This is a genomic window from Orrella sp. JC864, assembly GCF_037026685.1.
Lineage (GTDB): Bacteria > Pseudomonadota > Gammaproteobacteria > Burkholderiales > Burkholderiaceae_B > Orrella.
This window is the reverse complement of record NZ_JBANET010000006.1, coordinates 79,946-97,221: the sequence shown is the minus strand read 5'-3', so window position 1 is coordinate 97,221 and position 17,276 is coordinate 79,946. Positions and strand designations below refer to the sequence as shown.

Sequence of the window (17,276 nt, the reverse complement as noted above, 5' to 3'; positions counted from 1 at the left end):
CAAGCCGCTTGGGAATGTTTTCTAGCTTACGGCGTATTGTACCCGTTTTGCCGGCAGGCGCCAGTGCCCGCCGGCGCCGGCCGCGGCACCCTTGCCGGCCGGGCCCGCTATTGCGCCGGCGCGCCCGCGCCGTTGGCGGACTTCATGAAGCGGAAGAACTCGGACGAGGGATCGACCACCAGCACATCGCCCGAATCGGAGAAGGCCGCGCGGTAGCCCTCCAGGCTCTTGTAGAAGCTGTAGAACTGCGGATCGCGGCCGAACGCGTCGGCATAGATGGCGCTGGCGCGGGCATCGCCCTCGCCCATGATGGCCTGCGCCTTGGCATAGGCCTCGGCGACGATTTCCTCGCGCTGGCGGTCGGCCTCGGCGCGGATCTTCTCGCTTTCGGCCGCGCCGATCGAGCGCAGCTCGTTGGCCACCCGGGTACGCTCGGCTTCCATGCGGCGATAGACCGACTCGGAGATCTCCGGCGCGAACTCGATGCGCTTGAGCCGCACGTCGACCACCTGCACGCCCAGGGGCTCGGCCCGGCGCGCCACGTTGGTGAGGATCTCGGCCATGATCTTGTCGCGCTGCGCCGAGATCACGTCGCTGACGGTGCGCACGTTGACCGAGGCGTTCAGCGCGTCGCGGATCTGCGCCTGCAGGCGTTCCTGGGTGGCGCGCTCGTTGCCGCCGAACGTGACGTAGTACTGGCGCGGGTCGGCGATGCGCCACTTGACGTAGGAGTCGATCAGCAGGTTCTTCTTCTCGGAAGTCTGGATGCGCTCGGCGTCGGGCGACTCGATGGTCTGGATGCGCTTGTCCAGCAGCACCACGTTCTGGAAGGGCGGCGGCGCCTTGAAATACAGGCCCGGTTCGCTGATGACGTTGCGCACTTCCCCCAGGGCGAAGACCAGGGCGTAGTCGCGCTCGCGCACGATGAACATGCACGAGGACAGGGCGGCCAGCACGATGAGCAGGCCGACCATGATAGGTACGAGGCGTTGCATGATCGTTCCTCCTTAGCGCGACGCGCGATCGCGCGTCAGGGTGTTGGCCGCCGCCTGGCCCGCGGTCGGGCGCGGTGCGGCGGGCACGCTGGGCTGGCTGGCGCCCGGCAGGCTCGAGGGCCCCGGGGGCGGCGAGCCGGCGGCCGGCTTGTTGCCGTCCCTGGCCGTCTGCTCGATGATCTTGTCCAGCGGGAGGTAGATCATGTTGTTGTTGTTCTGCGTGTCGACCATGACCTTGCTGGCGTTCTGGAACACCTGCTGCATGGTCTCCAGGTACATGCGCTCGCGCATGACCGCGGGCGCCTTCTGGTATTCGGCCAGGATGCTGATGAAGCGCGCGGCATCGCCCTGCGCATCGCCCAGCACCTTGGCGCTGTAGCCTTCGGCCTGCTCGAGCATGCGCGAAGCCTGGCCGCGCGCCAGCGGCACGACCTGGTTGGCGTAGGCCTGGCCTTCGTTGATCTGGCGCTCGCGGTCCTGGCCGGCCCGCACGGCATCGTCGAAGGCCGCCTGCACCTGCTCGGGCGGCTGCACGTTCTGGATGGCCACGGTGCTGACCTGGATGCCGGTCTGGTAGCGGTCCAGGATCTGCTGCATCAGGTCCTGCACCTCGATTGCCACCTGCGTACGGCCTTCGTACAGCACGAAATCCATGCGCTGCTTGCCCACGATCTCGCGCATGGCGGTCTCGGCCGCCTGGCGCACCGATTCATCGGGGTCGCGCATGTTAAAGAGGTAGTCCGGCGCGCCGTCGGGACTGAGGCGATACTGCACCACGAACTGCATGTCCACGATGTTCTCGTCGGTGGTCAGCATGAGCGACTCGGGCATGACCTTGTTGCGCGAGCTGCCGCGGAAACCGACCTCGAAGGTGCGCAGCTGCGAGACGTTGACCGCCTCGTGGCTCTGGATGGGATACGGCATGCGCCACTGGAAGCCCGGCGGCGCCGTGGTCTTGTACTTGCCGAACTGGGTGACCACGGCCACCTGCCCTTCCTGCACGATGAAAAAGCCGCTGGCCAGCCACACGCCCAATGCGATCAGGGCGATCAGGCCCACGCCGATGCGCGTGCCGCGCGGCGACGGGGTAAAGCCGCCGCCGTTGTTGCCGGCGTTGCCGCCGCCGCGATTCTTGCGGCCGAACAGTCCGTTCAGGCGATTGTTGAAATCGCGCCAGACCTCGTCCAGGTCGGGCGGACCATCGTTTTTCTGGGGACGCCGCGGCGGTTGGGAGCCATTGTTGTTACGGCCCCAGCCCGGGTCATTCAGGTTGAACAGTTTGGATATTAGACGCATTGTTTCCTGCGGGTGGGCCAACCTGTGCAATTGCCCCGCGCAACGCATCCAGGCCGGCGCGCTCGGTGGCGCTTACGAATATCCGCGCAATCGTACCATGTGAGTCCTGGTCCACCCGCGGGGCGAGCCCGGCTTTGTCTATTTTGTTGTAGACCAGGATACGGGGGATGTCGGCCGCGCCGATTTCCACCAGCACCTTGTCCACTTCGGCGATCTGCTCGTCGCGCTGCGGGCTGGCCGCATCGACCACGTGCAGCAGCAGGTCAGCGTGCACCGTTTCCTCCAGCGTGGCGCGAAAGGCCGCGATCAGCGTGGTGGGCAGGTCGCGGATGAAGCCCACGGTATCGGACAGCGTGACCTGCCCCGCCCCTTCGATCCAGATGCGGCGCGTGGTGGTGTCCAGGGTGGCGAACAGCTGGTCGGCCGCATAGGCGCCGGCGCGCGTCAGCGCGTTAAAAAGCGTGGATTTGCCGGCATTGGTATAGCCCACCAGCGAGACCGAGAGATTGCCGCCGCGCTCGCGGGCCCGGCGCTGGGTCTGGCGCTGGCGCTCGACCTTGGCCAGGCGCTCGCGCAGCACGCGCACCTTGGCGCCGATCATGCGCCGGTCCATTTCGAGCTGCGACTCGCCCGGGCCGCGCATGCCGATGCCGCCGCGCTGGCGCTCCAGGTGGGTCCACAGGCGCGTCAGGCGCGTGGACAGGTGCTGCAGCTGGGCCAGCTCGACCTGCAGCTTGCCCTCGTGGCTCTTGGCGCGCAGCGCAAAGATGTCCAGGATCAGGGCCACGCGGTCGACCACCCGCAGGTTGATCTTGCGCTCGAGGTTGCGCTGCTGCGCGGGCGAGAGCGCCTGGTCGAACAGCACGATGTCGGCGCCCTCGGACTGGCTCAGGACCATGGCCTCCTCGAGCTTGCCGGTGCCGATGAAGTAGGCCGCGTCGGGCCGCGCGCGGCGCACCGTCAGGCGTGCGACGATCTGCGCGCCCGCCCCTTCGGCCAGCATGGCGAATTCTTCGGAATGCGCGTGGAAATCCGGGTTGCCCAGGTCCACGCTGATGATCAATGCGCGCATGGCGCCTCCGTGCCGGGCGCCCAGCGAAAACGCCCGCCTGCGCAAGACGCGCGGCGGGCGAAGGATACTGCGGGAAAGACCCGTGAAACGACTGGAAGATAAAGACTATTCAGCAGGAACGTCCACCTGGAAATTGACGGCGCGGGCCGGCACGACGGTGGAGATGGCGTGCTTGTAGACCATCTGGGTCACGGTATTGCGCAACAGCACCACGTATTGGTCGAAAGATTCGATTTGCCCTTGGAGTTTAATCCCATTGACCAGGTAGATGGAAACGGGGACGTGTTCTTTGCGTAGCGTATTGAGGAACGGGTCTTGCAGCGTTTGCCCTTTATTGCTCATTGGCAGGCTCCATTGTGTTGTTTTGAGATGGTGGTACTGATACCGGCACTCTACAGGGTTTTCCCGGGGTTCGCCAGCATGGCCCTGACGCCGGGCGGGTAAAGCGCAATGGCCGGCAAGGCGTTGCTGTCGGACCGGCGCGCGCCGCCATCGTTCCCCGGTTTTGCGCGAGCGCGCGCTTTCCGGCGACACCCCGTCGGCAGGCACGGGGCGGTTCAGCGGCGCGGCACTTCGATGCCCGCCACGGGCGGGTCGATCCAGTCCTGCATGACGGCCACGCCGGCCGCGCGGGCGCGCGACTCGGCCGCGTGCCGCTGCGCGAGCAGGCCGGGCATGGCCTGCGCGTAGGCGTTGCGCGCGGCCTCCCAGCCGCCCGCGCCCGCGGGCGCATGGGCCCGCAGGACGGCGCGCTCGCCCTGTACGCTGGCGCGCAGCGCCGCGGCCTGGCCCTGCGCGGCATCGCCCCGATAGTAGGACAGGCGCAGGAACGCGCCATCCAGGTACCAGATCCAGGTGGGCGTATGCCGCAGCGCCAGCCAGTCCTGCGGCTCGGGCAGGTAGCCGGTGTCGGAGTCCTGCACCTGTCCGGCCTGCCACGAGCCAGGCAGGTCGTAGCTGTCACGGCCGGCCACGCGCGGGCTGGACAAGGGGATATAGCGCTGCCAGCCCTGCTCGCGCAGCGCCTGCTGGACCTGTCCGACGGTCCGGCGCAGCGCGAGCGCGTGGCGGCGCTGAGCCTGACCTTCGCTTGCGGCCTGCCCGGTCCCGGTTCCGTTTATTTCCGCGGTGTCGCGATCGTCTGCCGGCACGGCGAACTGGATGTTGACCTCCTGCACGCCTTCGTCGCCGGCCAGGCTGTCGTAGAACAGCAGGGATCCGGCCGGCGGCAGCGCCACGCGCCGGCCGCGATGCTCGATGACGGGCACCACCGGCGTACCCAGCTGGCCAGGGCTGGCGTCGTAGAGCAAGGCCTCGCCGGCCTGGCTGCGGCGTATCGGCAGGCCCGAACGATTGACGATGTCGTCGCCCGCGGCGCCCAGTTCGAGGGTCACGCGCACGGCGGCCCGGTCCGGCCCCGGCGGCGGCCGGGACTGCCACAGGACCACCGCCCAGGAAACCAGCACGGCGGCCAGGGCCAGGACCGCGCTGCGTAGGATCGCGCTTTTTGTTTTCACGGTAATCGACACATGGCTGGCGCCGCCGGGACCGGCCGCCGCGCCAAGCATAGCAGCCGCCGCGGGCCCGCCCGTCCGCCCGCGCCCTGCCCGCCCGCCGCTGCGGCCCGCCGGCCGGACGGAAAGGATCAGCGCCCCAGGATCTGATCCAGCGCCGCCAGCAGCGCGTCGCACTGCTCGTCCGTGCCCACGGTGATGCGCAGGAACTGATCGATGCGCGGCTTGGCGAAATGGCGCACGATAATGCCGCGCTCGCGCAGCGCCGCGGCAATCTGCGCGGCATCGCGGTCCGGATGGCGCGCGAAGACAAAATTGGCCTGCGAAGGCAGGACCTCGAAGCCGCGCTCGCCCAGGCCCGCCGCCAGCCCTTGGCGGCTGGCGATGACGCGCTGGCGGGTGGCCTCGAAATAAGCGGTGTCCTGCATGGCCGCGGTCGCGCCGGCCAGGGCCAGGCGGTCCAGCGGATAGGAGTTGAAGCTGTTCTTGACCCGGTCCAGCGCCTGCAGCAGCGCCGGCTGCCCCACGGCGAACCCCACGCGCAAGCCGGCCAGCCCGCGCGACTTGGACAGGGTCTGCACCACCAGCAGGTTCTCGTGGCGCGCCACCAGCGGCACGGCCGACTCGGCGCCGAAATCCACGTAGGCCTCGTCGATCACCACGACCGCCTGGGGATTGCTGGCCACGATGCGCTCGATCTGCGCGCGCGCGAGGGCATGTCCGGTGGGCGCGTTGGGATTGGGCAGGAAGATGGCGCCGGCCTGCCCCTGCGGGCCGGGCAGGTAGCTGTCCGGGTCGATCCGGTAGCGCTCGTCCAGCGGCACCTGCCGGCCCTGGATGCCGTACAGCCCGCAATAGACGGGATAGAAGCTGTAGCTGATGTCCGGATACCAGAGCGGCCGCTCGTGCCGCAGCAAGGCCATGAAGGCATGCGCCAGCACCTCGTCCGAGCCGTTGCCCACGAAGACATGGTCGGCCGGCACGCCGCACTGCGCGCCGATCGCGGCGCGCAGGCCCTCGGCCGCGGGATCGGGGTACAGGCGCAGGTCATCGCCCGCGGCCGCGCGGATGGCCTGCAACACGCGCGGCGAAGGGCCATAGGGCAGCTCGTTGGTGTTGAGCTTGACGAGATTGGCCAGCTTGGGCTGCTCGCCCGGCACATAGGGCGTCAGCCCATGGACAACCTCGCTCCAATAGCGGCTCATCGGGTCTTATCCTTTGCAAAGGGACCGGCGCGGCCGGTCAGTCGTCGACGTAGGGATTGCGCGAGGACTTGAACTCGATGCGCAGCGGCGTGCCGGCCAGCTTGAAGACCTCGCGCATGCGGGTCTCCAGGTAGCGCCGGTAGGAATCCGGTATGGCATCGAGTGCGCTGCCGTGAATGATGATGCGCGGCGGGTTCTGCCCGCCCTGGTGCGCATAGCGCATCTTGGGACGGAAGATGCCCTTGCGCGGGGGCTGCTGCTGCTCGACGGCGGCATGCAGGGCCCGCGTCAGCTTGGGCGTGGAAAGCTTGGCGAAGGCCGCGGCGTGGGCCGCTTCGACCGACTTGAGCAGCGCGTTCACGCCCTGGCCCTTGAGCGCCGAGAGCGTATGCATGCGCGCGAAGGACAGAAAGCGCAGCTTGCGCTCGAACTCGCGCAGGATGCGTTCGCGCTTTTCTTCGTCCAGGCCGTCCCATTTGTTGATGCCCACCACCACGGCGCGGCCGGTCTCGAGGATGAAGCCGGCGATATGCGCGTCCTGCTCGGACACTTCCTGCTGGGCATCGAGCATCAGCAGCACCACGTTGCTGGCCTCGATGGCCTGCAGCGTCTTGATGACGGAGAATTTCTCGACCGCCTCGAAGACCTTGCCGCGCTTGCGCAGGCCCGCCGTGTCGATCAGCGTGTACTGCCGGCCGCCGCGCTGGAACTCGATCTCGATGGCATCGCGCGTGGTGCCCGGCATGTCGAAGGCGATGACGCGCTCCTCGCCCAGCAGCGTATTGATCAAGGTGGACTTGCCCACGTTCGGCCGCCCGACGATGGCCAGCTTGATCCGGTGCGGCACCGGCTCGGGCGCCTGCGCCTCGTCGGCGTCGGCCTGGGCCAGCGCCTCTTCGCCGGGGTCGCCCGGATCGGCATCCTCGCCGTCCTGCGGCGCGGCCGGCTCGGGCTCGCCCAGGCCTTCGAGCGCGCGCTCGATCAGCTCGACCACGCCGTCGCCATGCGCGGCCGAAATGGCGATCGGCTGCCCCAGGCCCAGCTCGTGGAACTCGGAGACCGCCGCGGTATGGGCCATGCCCTCGGCCTTGTTCACCGCCAGCAGCACGCGCTGGCTGTTGCGGCGCAACTGCCGGGCGATCTCGTGGTCGTGGGCGTTCACGCCGGCCCGGGCATCGACCAGGAACACCACGGCGTCGGCCTCGGCGATGGCCTGCTGGGTCTGGCGGGCCATCTCGAGCAGGATGCCGCTTTTGGCCACCGGCTCGAAACCGCCGGTATCGACGACGATGAAGGGCTTATCGCCCACCCTGCCCTCGCCATAGTGGCGATCGCGCGTCAGGCCGGAGAAATCGGCCACCAGCGCGGCGCGCGAGCGCGTCAGGCGGTTGAACAAGGTGGACTTGCCGACGTTGGGCCGGCCCACCAGGGCGACGACAGGCTTGAGGGACACGGTTTCTCTATCAGTTCACGGAAATCATGGCCAGATCGCCGCGGCCGGTCTGCACCAGCACGCCTTGCGAAGTGGCCTGCGGCGGGGAGACGATGGCGCCGCCGCCCACCGAGATGCGGGCAAGCAGGCGGCCGTCTTCGCGCGCCAGGAAATGGACGTAGCCGTCGTAGTCGGCCAGGGCCACGGCGCCGCCCAGCACGGCCGGGGCGGACAGGCGGCGGTTGCGCAGCGCATCCTGGCGCCAGATGTTGCCGCCGCTATCGAGCGCAAAACCGTAGACCACGCTGTGCTGGTCCGGCACGTAGACGAAACGGTCGTCCAGCGCCAGTCCGGCGCTGCTGGAGAAGTCCTTGGCCCATTGGGTGCGCCCGCCCGCCGACACGTCGAAGCAGGCCACGCGGCCCTGGTACGAGGCGGCGCACAGCAGCCGGCCAGCCACGCGCGGCATGCCGACCACGTCGGTGACCCGCTCCAGGTCGCTGGAGCCGCGCGGCGTGGCCACGGTGCCCTCCCATTGCACGCTGCCGGTGGCGGCCTGGATGGCCAGCAGCTTGCCGCCGGGCATGCCCGAGAGCACCATGCCCTCGGCCAGGATCATCTGCGTGCTGCTGCGCAGCGCCAGCGCAGGCCCGGGGCGCTGCACGTTCCAGAGACGCTCGCCGTTCTCGGCGTTGAAGGCCTGGATGCGGTAGTCGCCGCTGCGCACGATGACCACGCCATAGCCCACCACGGGCGGCACGGTGACCTCGCTGGTGGCGCGCGAACGCCACTTGACCTGGCCCTGGTCGTCCAGGGCGATCACCTCGCCTTGCGGCGTGGCCACCGCCGTGGTGACGCCGTCGCTGCCCACGCCGGCCGACAGCCGGGCGTCGACGTCGGCGCGCCATATCTGGCGGCCGGTGCGCAGCTCGTACTTGCCGACCCGGCCGTTGGGCGCGGCCGCATAGACAGCGTCGCCGACCACGGCGGGGGCAAAGCCGATGCCGCTGCCGCTGCCGATCGAGGCATTCCAGGCGACGGAGACCGAAGCGCCGGGCTCGAAGTCGGTCAGAGCGGCCGGATCGTAGCGCCCGTCGTCGCTGGAGAACAGGCCGCAGCCGCCCAGGCCCAACAGGGCCGAGACGGCCAGCGCGCCACGCAGCGAACGCAGGCCGGCAGGGGTCCAGAGCATGCGCAGAGCGGATTTCATCAGGCGCCTCCCAGAGCGTCGATCTTCAGTTGCAGCACCGAAGCCAGCGGATCGCCGGCCGGCACTTCCTTGACGGCGCCGCGCCATGCGGCCAGGGCCTCTTCGTGCTTGCCCTGGGCCGCCAGCACGTCGCCGCGGCGATCGGCGTACAGGGCCGCAAAGGCCTGCGGCGCATCGCTGAGCTGCGCCAGGGCGGCGTCGTATTCCTTCTGGTCCAGCAGCAGGCTGGCCAGGCGCAGCCGCGCCAGCGGCCGCAAGGCCGGGTCCTTGATGCCCACCAGCCATTCGAGCTGCTCGCGCGCGCCCACCACGTCGCCGCGCACTTGCAGCGCATGGGCCGCCACCAGGGCGCCGCGCGGCGCATAGGGCGTCTTGGCGAAATCGTCGCGCAAGGTCTGGCTGGCCGCCTTGATGCGGGCGGCCGCCTCGTCGCCCTGCTGGCCGGCGGCTTCCTGCAGGGCCTCGAAATAGCCCATGGCCTGCGTGGCACGGTGCGTCTCGTACCAGCGCCAGCCCTGCCAGCCGGCCAGCACCGCCATCACCACGAGCAAGGCGGTCGAGACCACGATGCCGTAGCGGCTCCACCAGGCCTTGAGCGAGTCGAGTTTTTCCTGTTCGTCGAGATCGTATGCCATGCACTACACCTTCGATTGCAAAACTTCGGCCAATTGGTCCAGCGGCACCTGCTGCTGGGCCTCACCTTGCTGGGCGTCACCGCGCAGCCACTTGACGCCGGCGCTGCCCGAGGCGAGCTCGTCGCCGCCCAGGATGACCGCCGCACGGGCGCCGCTCGCGTCGGCGCGCTTGAACTGCGATTTGAAGCCGGCGCTGCCGGCGTGCACGATGACCGACAGGCCGGCGTCGCGCAGGGTTTCGGCCACGCGGGCGGCGCGGCGCTGGGCCGCTTCGCCCTGGTGCACGATGTAGACCTGGCACTCGGGCACGGGCTCGGGCGCCTGGCTCTGACCCCACAGATCCAGCAGGCGTTCCATGCCGATGGCAAAGCCCACGGCCGGCGCGGGCTTGCCGCCCAGCAGCTCGATCAGCCCATCGTAGCGACCGCCTCCGCAGACGGTGCCCTGCGCCCCCAGGCGGTCGGTGACCCATTCGAAGACGGTCAGGTTGTAGTAATCCAGCCCGCGCACCAGCCGCGGGTTCATGCGGTAGGCGATGCCAGCGTCGTCCAGGCGCTCGCACACGCCCTGCAGGTGGGCGCGCGAGGCCTCGCCCAGGAAGTCGGACAGGCGCGGCGCGCTGTCGGCCATCTCCTGCATGGCGGGGTTCTTGGTGTCCAGCACCCGCAAGGGGTTGCTGTAGAGCCGGCGCTGGCCGTCCTCGTCCAGGATGTCGCGATGGCGCTCCAGGTGGGCGATCAGCGCGGCGCGGTGGGCCGCCCGCTCGTCGGGCTGGCCTAGCGAGTTCAGCTCCAGGCGGATATCGGCCAGCCCCAGCCGGCGCCACAGCCGCGCCAGCATGACGATCATCTCGGCGTCCACGTCCGGGCCGGCAAAGCCCAGTGCCTCGACGTCGATCTGGTGGAACTGGCGATAGCGCCCGCGTTGCGGGCGCTCGTGGCGAAACACCGGCCCCATGGCATAGACGCGCTGCGGGCGCTCGTAGAGCAGGTTGTGCTCGATGGTCGCGCGCACCATGCCGGCGGTGAACTCGGGCCGCATGGTCAGAGAATCGCCGTTCAGCGCGTCGGTGAAGGTGTACATCTCTTTTTCGACGATGTCCGTGACCTCGCCGATGCCGCGCGTGAACAGGCGGGTATGCTCGAGCACGGGCGGGCGCATGTTGCGATAGCCGTACGAATGCAGCCAATCGCGGATCAGCGCCTCGAAGGCTTCCCAGCGGTGGCCCGCCTCGGGAAGTACGTCGTTCATGCCGCGGATGGCGGCCAGTTTCTGGAATGCCTGGGTCATGTCTTGGTGGCTGGAACGCCGCCCGGTCGGCGGCGCGGCGGCCAGTTTACTTGCTTATGGAGATTTGCCTACGGCCGGGCCTGCGCCGGCGCGCCGTAGCGGCGCGCCACGTAGTCCTCGACGATGGCCTGGAACTCGGCGGCGATGCCATCGCCCTTGAGCGTGACGGTGCGCTCGCCGTCGATGAAGACCGGCGCCGAAGGCACCTCGCCCGTGCCGGGCAGGCTGATGCCGATGTCGGCATGCCGGCTTTCGCCCGGGCCGTTGACCACGCAGCCCATCACGGCCACGTTCATGGTTTCCACGCCGGGATACTGCTCGCGCCAGATGGGCATCTGGCGCCGCAGGTAGGACTGGATGCTGTCGGCCAGCTCCTGGAAGAAGGTGCTGCTGGTGCGCCCGCAGCCCGGGCAGGCCACCACCATGGGCGTGAAGGCGCGCAGGCCCATGGTCTGCAGGATCTCCTGCGCCACCACCACCTCGCGCGTGCGGTCCCCGCCCGGCTCGGGCGTGAGCGAGATGCGGATGGTGTCGCCGATGCCTTCCTGCAGCAGCACCGCCAGCGCGGCGGTGGAGGCCACGATGCCCTTGCTGCCCATGCCGGCCTCGGTCAGTCCCAGGTGCAGCGGATAATCGCAGCGCGCCGACAGATCCCGGTACACGGCGATGAGGTCCTGCACGTGGCTGACCTTGCAAGAGAGCACGATGGCGTCGCCGCGCAGGCCCAGCTCCTCGGCGCGCCGGGCGTTGCTGATGGCCGAGACCACCAGGGCGTCGCGCATGACGGCCTGGGCCGTCCAGGGCGCGGCGCGGCGGCTGTTCTCGTCCATCATGCGCGCCATCAGCTCGTGATCGAGGCTGCCCCAGTTCACGCCGATGCGCACGGGCTTGTCGTGGCGGCAGGCCACCTCGATCATCTGGGCGAAATTATCGTCGCGCTTCTTGCCCCCGCCCATGTTGCCGGGGTTGATGCGGTACTTGGACAGCGCCTGGGCGCATTCGGGGAACTCGGTCAGCAGCTTGTGGCCGTTGTAGTGGAAATCGCCGACCAGCGGCACGTCCAGGCCCATGCGGTCGAGCTGCTCGCGGATGGCCGGCACCTCGCGGGCGGCTTCGGGCGTATTGACGGTGATGCGCACCATCTCGGAGCCGGCCTGGGCCAGTTCCTTGACCTGGATGGCCGTCTCGATGGGCTGGGCCGTGTCGGTATTGGTCATGGACTGCACCACCACCGGCGCCTGGCCGCCGATGGTGACGACCCGCTGCCCCCAGCGGACCGCCACGGCGCGGGTCTTGCGCTTGGGAGCGGGGCCCACGGGCGCGGGCTGTGGATTGCTGCAGGGCTTTTCGGTATCTAGCATCGGAGTTCAACCGCCGGAAGACGGCCGCGTGAACCAGTCGAAGGAAGACAGCCAGCCGGTGGGGAGCCAGCCTTGCCAGAACGCCACGGCCACCAGGCCCGCGGCCACGAGCAGCCCCAGCACGAGCCAGAAGCCCGAGCCGGGCCCGCCGCGGGTATCGGCCGGCGCCGGGTGGCCGGTATCGCCGATGGAGCCGGCCAGCCGGGCCTGGCTGCTGCGCGCGACGTGCGGCTCGATGGCCGCGATCAGCGCCTGGGGATCGGCGCCCAGCAGCCGGGCATAGTTGCGCACCAGCCCGCGCAGGGAAATGCCGCCGGGCAGGTCCTGCCAGCGCTCCTGCTCGAGGGCTTCGATCTGGCGCGCGGAGAACTTGAGCCGGCTGGAGACTTCGTCCAGCGACAGCCCCTTGGCCTGGCGCAGGGCGCGCAGCGCCGGGCCCACCGAGGCGGTGGCCGCCGCCGCCAGCGGGCTGTCCTGGGCCGATACGGACAAGCCGTCGTCCTGCTTCATGCGCGCAGCTCCTTGATGGGAATGGCCGCGCGCTGGGCGGCCAGGCGCTCCTTGATGCGCGTGCGGTCTTTCACGTCGCCGGCCAGCTGCCCGCAGGCCGCCTCGATGTCGTCGCCGCGCGTCTTGCGCACGGTGGTCAGCACGTCGGCGTCCATCAGGCGCTGGGCGAAACCCTTGACCCGCGCGGCCGGCGAGCGCAGCAAGCCGGACTCGGGGAAGGGATTGAAGGGAATCAGGTTGATCTTGCAGCGCACCTGGCGCGCGATGCGCACCAGTTCGCGCGCATGCGCGTCGCTGTCGTTCACGCCGTCGAGCATCACGTATTCGAAGGTGATGAAGTCGCGCGGGGCGTGTTCCAGGTAGCGGTTGCAAGCCGCCAGCAGCTCGGCCAGCGGATATTTTTTGTTCAGCGGGACCAGCTCGTCGCGCAGCGCGTCGTTGGGCGCATGCAGCGACACCGCCAGGGCCACCGGGCAGTCGCGCGCCAGCCGGTCCATCATGGGCACCACGCCCGAGGTGGAGACGGTGACGCGCCGGCGCGACAGCCCGTAGGCATTGTCATCGAGCATCAGGCGCAGCGCCGCCACCACGGCGTCGTAGTTGAGCAGGGGCTCGCCCATGCCCATCATGACGACGTTGCTGATCAGCTTGGCCGGCGCGGCCTCGACGCCCTCGCCCTGCCCGGGCAGCCGGGCCGAGCCCTGGTCGGCGGCCAGCACGTCGCGCGCATGCCAGAGCTGGCCGATGATCTCGGCGGTGGCGAGGTTGCGGTTAAAGCCCTGGTGGCCGGTCGAGCAGAAGCGGCAGGCCACGGTACAGCCGGCCTGGCTGGAAATGCACAAGGTGCCGCGGTCGTCCTCGGGGATGAACACCGATTCGATCGCGTTGCCTTGCCCCACGTCGAACAGCCACTTGCGGGTGCCGTCGGACGAACGCTGCTCGGTGATCACCGGCGGGGTGGCCACCTTTGCGCGCGCGGCAAGCTGGCTGCGGAAATCGCGCGCCAGGTCGGTCATGGCCTCGAAGTCGGCCACGCCGCGCTGATGCAGCCAGCGCATCAGCTGCTTGGCGCGAAACGGCTTGCCGCCCCACTGGCCGACCAGGTCGGCCATGGCTGCGGCATCCAGGCCCAGCAGGTTGATGCGTTCGTCCATGTCGCGGGTAGCGCGTATCGGGCGCGCGCCGGCCGCAGCCGCCGCGCGCTGCCGGTCAGCGGCTGTGAATGTCGATTTCGGGGAAGAAGAAGGCCACTTCGACGGCGGCCGTCTCGGGCGCGTCCGAGCCGTGCACGGCGTTGGCGTCGATGCTCTCGGCGAAATCGGCGCGGATCGTGCCCTTCTCGGCCTTCTTGGGGTCGGTGGCGCCCATCAGCTCGCGGTTCTTCTGGATGGCGTTCTCGCCCTCGAGCACCTGCACGAACACCGGGCCCGAGATCATGAAATCGACCAGGTCCTTGAAGAAGGGACGGGCCGAGTGCACGGCGTAGAAGCGCTCGGCATCGGCGCGCGAGAGCTGGGTCAGGCGCGCGGCCACGACCTTCAGGCCGGCCTGCTCGAAGCGGGACACGATCTGGCCGATGACGTTCTTGGCGACGGCATCGGGCTTGATGATCGAGAGGGTGCGCTCAATGGCGTTGGCTTGGGACATCGAAAAAGCTCCAGGAGGGTTTTGGCTCGGGGCCAAAATTCAATAAAAACAGAGACTTCGCGGCAATTTTTGCTAACCCGGTATTCTATCATGCCGCAGATTTGCGCTACATCTTAAAATTACGGGTTTTGCCCTGCCCCGTAGCGGGCGGCGCGCCCGTCACACCCCAGCCGAACCTGCAGGACAACACGCCCCATGAACGCACCCTCCCCGTCCACCGAGACCCAGGAACTGTCCAAGAGCTTCGAGCCCGCCGAGCTCGAGGCGCGCTGGTACGCCGAATGGGAGCGCCGCGGCTATTTCCGCGCGGGCAGCCACGTGCCCCCGGCCGACGGCAAGAGCGAGCCCTACGTGATCCAGTTCCCGCCCCCCAACGTGACCGGCACGCTGCACATGGGGCACGCCTTCAACCAGACCATCATGGACGGGCTGGTCCGCTACCACCGGATGAAGGGCTGCGACACCGTCTTCGTGCCCGGCACCGACCATGCCGGCATCGCCACGCAGATCGTGGTCGAGCGCCAGCTCGATGCCCAGAACCTCTCGCGCCACGACCTGGGCCGCGAGAAGTTCCTAGAAAAGGTCTGGGAGTGGAAGGAGCGCTCGGGCAGCACCATCACCGGCCAGGTGCGGCGCCTGGGCGCCTCGGCGGACTGGCCGCGCGAATACTTCACCATGGACGAGCGCATGTCGCGCGGGGTGGTCGAGACCTTCGTGCGCCTGTACCGGCAGGGGCTGATCTACCGCGGCAAGCGCCTGGTGAACTGGGATCCCAAGCTGCTGACGGCGGTCTCGGACCTGGAAGTGCAGTCCGAGGAAACCGACGGCCACATGTGGCACATCGAATACCCCTTCGTGGACGGGCCGCAGACCATCGTCGACAAGGACGGCACGCGCGTGACGCTACGCGGCCTGACCATCGCCACCACCCGTCCCGAGACCATGCTGGCCGACGGCGCGCTGTGCGTGCATCCGGAGGACGAACGCTACAAGCACCTGGTGGGCAAGCAGGTGCACCTGCCGCTGTGCGAGCGCGACATCCCCATCATCGCCGACGATTTCGTGGACCCGGCCTTCGGCACGGGCTGCGTCAAGATCACCGGCGCGCACGATTTCAACGACTACGCCTGCGCCCAGCGCCACGGCCTGCCGCTGATCGTGATCTTCACGCCCGATGCCCACATCAACGAGAACGGCCCGGCGCGCTTTCGCGGCCTGGAGCGCTACGAGGCGCGCAAGGCCGTGGTGGCCGCGCTCCAGGAGGAAGGCTACCTGGTCAAGGTCGAGCCGCACCGCATGATGCAGCCCAAGGGCGACCGCACCGGCGTGGTGCTCGAACCCATGCTGACCGACCAGTGGTTCGTGGCCATGAGCCGGCCCGCCCCCGAAGGCACCCACCACCCGGGACGCAGCATCACCGAGGTGGCGCTGCAGGTGGTGCGCGAGGGCAAGGTGAAGTTCCATCCCGAGAACTGGACCACCATCTACAACCAATGGCTGGAGAACATCCAGGACTGGTGCATCTCGCGCCAGCTGTGGTGGGGCCACCAGATCCCGGCCTGGCACGCCCAGGACGGCAGCATCTTCGTGGCGCACAACGAGCAGGAGGCGCTGGAGCAGGCGCGCGCGGCCGGCGTGCAGGGCCCGCTCGTGCGCGACCCGGACGTGCTGGACACCTGGTTCTCCTCGGCCCTGGTGCCCTTCACCACGCTGGGCTGGCCCGAGCGCACGCCCGACCTGGCGCGCTACCTGCCCTCCAGCGTGCTGGTCACGGGCTTTGACATCATCTTTTTCTGGGTGGCGCGGATGGTGATGATGAGCACGCACCTGACCGGCCAGGTGCCGTTTCGCGACGTCTACGTGCACGGGCTGATCCGCGATGCCGAAGGCCAGAAGATGAGCAAGTCCAAGGGCAATACGCTCGACCCGGTGGACCTGATCGACGGCATCGGCCTGGAAGAGCTCGTGTCCAAGCGCACCTTCGGCCTGATGAACCCCAGGCAGGCCGGCGAGATCGAGAAAAAGACCCGCAAGCAGTTTCCCGACGGCATCCCGGCCTTCGGCACGGACGCGCTGCGCTTTACGATGGCGGCCTATGCCACGCTGGGGCGCAATATCAACTTCGACCTCAAGCGCTGCGAGGGCTACCGCAACTTCTGCAACAAGCTGTGGAACGCCACCCGCTTCGTGCTGATGCACACCGAAGGCCGGCCCGAGGCCACCCAGCCGGCCCAGCCGCAGGCCCTGTCCTTTGCCGACCGCTGGATCGCCAGCCAGCTGCAGCGGCTGCAGGCTGACGTGGCCCGCGGATTTGCGGAGTACCGCTTCGACAACGTGGCCAATGCGCTGTACCGCTACGTCTGGGACGAATACTGCGACTGGTATCTCGAACTGGCCAAGGTGCAGCTGCAGCAAGGCGACGCCGCCCAGCAGCAAGCCACGCGCCGCACGCTGATCCAGGTGCTCGAGGCGGTGCTGCGCCTGGCCCACCCCATCATCCCCTTCATCACCGAGGAGCTGTGGCAGAAGGTGGCGCTGGCCGCCGGCGTGCGCGCCCCGGGCCAGGCCGCCAGCGTCAGCGTGCAGCCCTACCCCCAGCCCGACCCCCGGGCCATCGACGAGCAGGCCGAGGCGCAGGTGGCCGAGCTCAAGCGCCAGATCGAGGCGGTGCGCGCCCTGCGCAGCGAGATGTCGCTCTCGCCGGCCCAGCGCGTGCCGCTGCTGGCCGAGGGCGAGGCGGCGGTGCTGCGCCGCAACGCACCGTACCTGGCCGCGCTGGCCAAGCTCAGCCAGGTGGACGTGGTCGCCACGCTGCCGGAACTGGGCGCGCCGGTGCAGGTGGTGGGCCAGGCCCGGCTGATGCTGCACGTGCAGATCGACGTCGCCGCCGAGACCGCGCGGCTGGACAAGGAGATCGCCCGGCTGCAGGCCGAGATCGCCAAGGCCCAGGGCAAGCTCGGCAACGCCAGCTTCGTCGAGCGCGCGCCCGCGGCGGTGGTCGAACAGGAAAAGGAGCGCCTGGCCCAGTTCGGCGCGACGTTGGACAAGGTGCAGGCCCAGCGCGCCAAGCTGGGCTGAACGCGGGCGCGCTGCGCCGGGGCGCCGGGCG

Annotated in this window: 15 protein-coding genes; 1 reads left to right on the top strand and 14 read right to left on the bottom strand. The window is 69.1% G+C overall.

Going from position 1 to position 17,276, the window contains the following annotated elements:
• Nucleotides 1-107 precede the first annotated feature (107 nt).
• From hflC to ndk, 14 genes are all read right to left on the bottom strand, one after another.
• A complete protein-coding gene (hflC, locus tag V8Z80_RS08085) occupies nucleotides 108-995 on the bottom strand; it encodes a protease modulator HflC (protein WP_155195262.1) in 888 nt (295 codons plus the stop codon).
• Between the two features lie 12 nt (nucleotides 996-1,007).
• Entirely contained in the window at nucleotides 1,008-2,291 is a 1,284-nt protein-coding gene (gene hflK / locus V8Z80_RS08080) for an FtsH protease activity modulator HflK (RefSeq protein WP_155195263.1), read from the bottom strand.
• On the bottom strand, nucleotides 2,257-3,363 hold the full coding sequence (hflX, locus tag V8Z80_RS08075) for a GTPase HflX (protein ID WP_155195264.1): 1,107 nt from the start codon (nucleotides 3,361-3,363) through the stop codon (nucleotides 2,257-2,259). The genes hflK and hflX overlap by 35 nt, the downstream gene beginning before the upstream one ends.
• 105 nt (nucleotides 3,364-3,468) lie before the next feature.
• A complete protein-coding gene (gene hfq, locus V8Z80_RS08070; protein WP_012248943.1) occupies nucleotides 3,469-3,705 on the bottom strand; it encodes an RNA chaperone Hfq in 237 nt (78 codons plus the stop codon).
• Nucleotides 3,706-3,920: 215 nt separating this feature from the next.
• Nucleotides 3,921-4,880 (bottom strand): hypothetical protein, encoded by a 960-nt coding sequence (locus V8Z80_RS08065; protein ID WP_155195265.1) that lies wholly within the window; start codon nucleotides 4,878-4,880, stop codon nucleotides 3,921-3,923.
• 128 nt (nucleotides 4,881-5,008) lie between these two features.
• Nucleotides 5,009-6,082, bottom strand: coding sequence for a histidinol-phosphate transaminase (gene hisC, locus V8Z80_RS08060; protein ID WP_336061638.1), 1,074 nt, complete (start codon nucleotides 6,080-6,082; stop codon nucleotides 5,009-5,011).
• A gap of 37 nt (nucleotides 6,083-6,119) precedes the next feature.
• Nucleotides 6,120-7,535, bottom strand: a complete 1,416-nt coding sequence (gene der / locus V8Z80_RS08055) for a ribosome biogenesis GTPase Der (RefSeq protein WP_336061637.1) — start codon at nucleotides 7,533-7,535, stop codon at nucleotides 6,120-6,122.
• A gap of 10 nt (nucleotides 7,536-7,545) precedes the next feature.
• Nucleotides 7,546-8,706: an outer membrane protein assembly factor BamB gene (bamB, locus tag V8Z80_RS08050; RefSeq protein ID WP_336061741.1), complete on the bottom strand. Its 1,161-nt coding sequence runs from the start codon at nucleotides 8,704-8,706 to the stop codon at nucleotides 7,546-7,548.
• A gap of 17 nt (nucleotides 8,707-8,723) precedes the next feature.
• Nucleotides 8,724-9,359, bottom strand: coding sequence for a YfgM family protein (locus V8Z80_RS08045; protein WP_155195267.1), 636 nt, complete (start codon nucleotides 9,357-9,359; stop codon nucleotides 8,724-8,726).
• 3 nt (nucleotides 9,360-9,362) lie between these two features.
• The gene (hisS, locus tag V8Z80_RS08040; RefSeq protein ID WP_336061636.1) at nucleotides 9,363-10,649 is read right to left on the bottom strand and encodes a histidine--tRNA ligase; all 1,287 of its coding nucleotides are present in this window, start codon (nucleotides 10,647-10,649) and stop codon (nucleotides 9,363-9,365) included.
• Nucleotides 10,650-10,717: 68 nt separating this feature from the next.
• Complete coding sequence (gene ispG / locus V8Z80_RS08035) at nucleotides 10,718-12,010, bottom strand: flavodoxin-dependent (E)-4-hydroxy-3-methylbut-2-enyl-diphosphate synthase (protein WP_336061635.1); 1,293 nt, start codon at nucleotides 12,008-12,010, stop codon at nucleotides 10,718-10,720.
• Nucleotides 12,011-12,016: 6 nt separating this feature from the next.
• Nucleotides 12,017-12,520 carry a helix-turn-helix domain-containing protein gene (locus V8Z80_RS08030; RefSeq protein ID WP_155195270.1) on the bottom strand — a complete coding sequence of 168 codons (504 nt, stop codon included), beginning with the start codon at nucleotides 12,518-12,520 and terminating at the stop codon, nucleotides 12,017-12,019.
• Entirely contained in the window at nucleotides 12,517-13,674 is a 1,158-nt protein-coding gene (rlmN, locus tag V8Z80_RS08025; RefSeq protein ID WP_155195271.1) for a 23S rRNA (adenine(2503)-C(2))-methyltransferase RlmN, read from the bottom strand. The genes V8Z80_RS08030 and rlmN overlap by 4 nt, the downstream gene beginning before the upstream one ends.
• Before the next feature lie 55 nt (nucleotides 13,675-13,729).
• Nucleotides 13,730-14,167 (bottom strand): nucleoside-diphosphate kinase, encoded by a 438-nt coding sequence (ndk, locus tag V8Z80_RS08020; protein ID WP_155195272.1) that lies wholly within the window; start codon nucleotides 14,165-14,167, stop codon nucleotides 13,730-13,732.
• Between the two features lie 195 nt (nucleotides 14,168-14,362).
• Between ndk and V8Z80_RS08015 the strand changes: the two genes are divergently transcribed.
• Nucleotides 14,363-17,245 carry a valine--tRNA ligase gene (locus tag V8Z80_RS08015; protein ID WP_336061634.1) on the top strand — a complete coding sequence of 961 codons (2,883 nt, stop codon included), beginning with the start codon at nucleotides 14,363-14,365 and terminating at the stop codon, nucleotides 17,243-17,245.
• Nucleotides 17,246-17,276: the final 31 nt, after the last annotated feature.

Bases quoted from the DNA above. Each gene is read 5' to 3' on its own strand.
- hflC (WP_155195262.1), bottom strand. From the start codon at position 995: ATGCAACGCCTCGTACCTATCATGGTCGGCCTGCTCATCGTGCTGGCC.
- hflK (WP_155195263.1), bottom strand. From the start codon at position 2,291: ATGCGTCTAATATCCAAACTGTTCAACCTGAATGACCCGGGCTGGGGC.
- hflX (WP_155195264.1), bottom strand. From the start codon at position 3,363: ATGCGCGCATTGATCATCAGCGTGGACCTGGGCAACCCGGATTTCCAC.
- hfq (WP_012248943.1), bottom strand. From the start codon at position 3,705: ATGAGCAATAAAGGGCAAACGCTGCAAGACCCGTTCCTCAATACGCTA.
- hisC (WP_336061638.1), bottom strand. From the start codon at position 6,082: ATGAGCCGCTATTGGAGCGAGGTTGTCCATGGGCTGACGCCCTATGTG.
- bamB (WP_336061741.1), bottom strand. From the start codon at position 8,706: ATGCTCTGGACCCCTGCCGGCCTGCGTTCGCTGCGTGGCGCGCTGGCC.
- V8Z80_RS08045 (WP_155195267.1), bottom strand. From the start codon at position 9,359: ATGGCATACGATCTCGACGAACAGGAAAAACTCGACTCGCTCAAGGCC.
- hisS (WP_336061636.1), bottom strand. From the start codon at position 10,649: ATGACCCAGGCATTCCAGAAACTGGCCGCCATCCGCGGCATGAACGAC.
- ispG (WP_336061635.1), bottom strand. From the start codon at position 12,010: ATGCTAGATACCGAAAAGCCCTGCAGCAATCCACAGCCCGCGCCCGTG.
- V8Z80_RS08030 (WP_155195270.1), bottom strand. From the start codon at position 12,520: ATGAAGCAGGACGACGGCTTGTCCGTATCGGCCCAGGACAGCCCGCTG.
- rlmN (WP_155195271.1), bottom strand. From the start codon at position 13,674: ATGGACGAACGCATCAACCTGCTGGGCCTGGATGCCGCAGCCATGGCC.
- ndk (WP_155195272.1), bottom strand. From the start codon at position 14,167: ATGTCCCAAGCCAACGCCATTGAGCGCACCCTCTCGATCATCAAGCCC.
- V8Z80_RS08015 (WP_336061634.1), top strand. From the start codon at position 14,363: ATGAACGCACCCTCCCCGTCCACCGAGACCCAGGAACTGTCCAAGAGC.